Annotated in this window: 3 protein-coding genes; all 3 read right to left on the bottom strand. The window is 60.8% G+C overall.

Going from position 1 to position 2,370, the window contains the following annotated elements; translation table 11 throughout:
- A partial coding sequence (locus AWB81_RS42145; RefSeq protein ID WP_062644454.1) for a recombinase family protein occupies positions 1 to 1,770 on the bottom strand: 1,770 nt, incomplete at its 3' end.
- Positions 1,757 to 1,960, bottom strand: coding sequence for a hypothetical protein (locus AWB81_RS42140; RefSeq protein WP_087135599.1), 204 nt, complete (start codon positions 1,958 to 1,960; stop codon positions 1,757 to 1,759). The genes AWB81_RS42145 and AWB81_RS42140, both read right to left, overlap by 14 nt.
- Positions 1,961 to 2,128: 168 nt before the next feature.
- On the bottom strand, positions 2,129 to 2,370 hold a 242-nt coding region (locus AWB81_RS48050), incomplete at its 5' end, for a hypothetical protein (protein ID WP_235026235.1).

Below are 2,370 nucleotides of genomic sequence, written 5' to 3'. Positions count from 1 at the left end.
CCGATGCGCAGTCCACGTCTTGCCTTGGCCTGTCCGTATTCCCATCCGGTTTAGCGATGCGGCGATGTCCTGATCAGACCATCGGGTAACCATGCTGCGGATAACTGCGAGCGCTTCGTCAGAGGTGCTGCATCCGTGTTCGCCTGTCTTGGGCTTGCGGATGCGCAACTGTGAATGCCGGCCCCCTTGCCAGTGGATCGTGAGAATAACTTCACGCGTTGTCTCATCCACGGCCGCGACAATATCGACGATCAGCGCCCGAACCAGTTGCTGGCGCATACGCATGGTGACACCCGGAGCATTCCAGGCGGCGTCGAGGTCCTCGGCAAGCTTGGTGAAGTCAGGAGCAGCGCGAGCTGGCACTGATGTGCGTGCGGTCTGCAGACGCGCCTGGCAGGCCTGTACACGACGCAACGCTGCTTCCCAGTTCTTCTCCAACTGCGCGGCAATTAAACGGTTATCGGGATCGCAGGCCGCGTAGCGTCGCTCTGCCAGCGTGGCTTCATACTGAGCCTGCTGCAGGTCGAGTTCGATAATCCGCCGCTGCTCATTCAGGGTGTCCATACGCATTTGCTCGGCCTGCAGGGCCGCCTCTATCGCCATCGGCTCCACGACACGCATCAGTTCCTTCGCGATCGCGGCGTCTATGCGAGAGCCACCAAAGCTCATGCACTTCGGTGGCAGGTCAAAGCGATAGCATCGGTAGACGGGTTGCGGTGTGCGTCCAGTATAGGCCACCGACAGACGGCGTCCGCAACGCGCGCATCCAAGCAGACCGGCCAGCAAGGCTCGCCCGCCACGCCCCGATTTTACGTCGCCTGCCTTGCCATAGGCGTTGGCGGCGAGCCGCTGCTGGTTGCGCTCGAATTCTTCCCAGTCAATGTAGCCTTGGTGGTGTTCCTTGAGAAGCACCTCCCATTCTTCGAACGGCTTGGGGTGCTTGTAACTCTTGTGTGCACGGCCATCAACGATGGTCGTCTTGTTCCCGCTCTTACCGTAAGCATAAGCTCCCGCATAGAATGGATTCCTAATCACGGAGAGCACGTTGCGATAACGTATCAGCGTCCAGTCGAAGTGCGTCAGGCTACTACGATCAGTCGGACGCGGGAAGTGGACCTGCTCGGAGCGTAACGACATGAAGGTCTGTCGCGCGCTACCCAGTTCGCGAAAGCGAGCAAAGATCAGGCGTATCACTTCCTGCAGTCTCTGGTTCGGATCGAGACCCAGGCCGACCTCACGATGCCAGAGGTAGCCAATCGGCACGCTGATGCGCAATTCACCGCGCTGAGCTTTGGCACGCGCGGCGTCGAGCATACGCGTTCGAAGCACGTTGAGCTCGAACTCGCTGATGCTGCCCTTCATGCCGAGCAATAACCGGTCGTTCGGCCGGCAAGGATCGTATACGCCATCAAGGTCGATCACTCTCGCTTCGACGAGACCGCACAGTTCGAGCAGATGGTGCCAGTCGCGCCCGTTACGGGCAAGACGTGACGCATCCAGGCAAAGGACAGCCCCGACTTCACCGGCACAAAGCAATGCCACGAGGCGCTCAAAGCCTGGCCGAGCCACCGCTCCACTCGCCGATCGGCCCAGGTCGTCGTCGATGACCTCGATCTCGCCAAACCCGCGACGCTTGGCTTCGTCCACGAGTTCGTACTGGCGACGCTTGCTCTCCAGGTTCACCTGGACTTGAGCCTGCGTCGACTGCCGAACATAAACTACCGCCTTGCGCTTGAGAAGGGGCGCCGGCAGACGATCAGCGTTCGTCATCGTCACACTCCTTCGCGGTGGTGGCGCCCGCGGCTTGTATCAGCAGGCTCGCAAGACGCGTGATCGCCCTTGCGCGCTGCTCCGCGTTCATTCCCTGAAGTTCGGCGTTGTCGAACCTCATGCTCATCTGGCGCGGCGTCACCACTGGCGATTGCGTTCGTGCTGGAACGCTCTTTGGCAGCTTGTCCATTGCGTTTCTCCCGGACGATGTTGAAACCGTCCGAAGAGTGTGCGCGCAAGCGCCGATCAACAAGCAGCCGATGCAGGCCGCATAACGCCGCGACGGTGACTCTCGGCTCGCCAAGCTCCATGGCTGAACACACGGCACGATCCAGCATCCATGCCGCCATCACCCTGACTATCCCGGGGCCGGCTTCAACATGAACCACGCGACCACCGCTGCGTTCCTCGACGCCTCGAACCTTGACGCGGCGACCATATAGTGGATGCCAACGGTAATGGACTTCAATTTCCTGCCCGATATGGGCAGAATGAGCACGAGCTTGCCCTGGGAAGGGCGAACTGGACCTTCGCGGGCTCGCCACGTGGCGCCCGAGCCGCTGCTACGATGTACTCCCTTCTCGGCACGGCTCGTCTGAA

It is taken from the genome of Caballeronia arationis, assembly GCF_001544975.2.
Classification (GTDB): Bacteria; Pseudomonadota; Gammaproteobacteria; order Burkholderiales; family Burkholderiaceae; genus Caballeronia; species Caballeronia arationis.
This window is presented reverse-complemented; position numbering and strand designations above follow the sequence as displayed.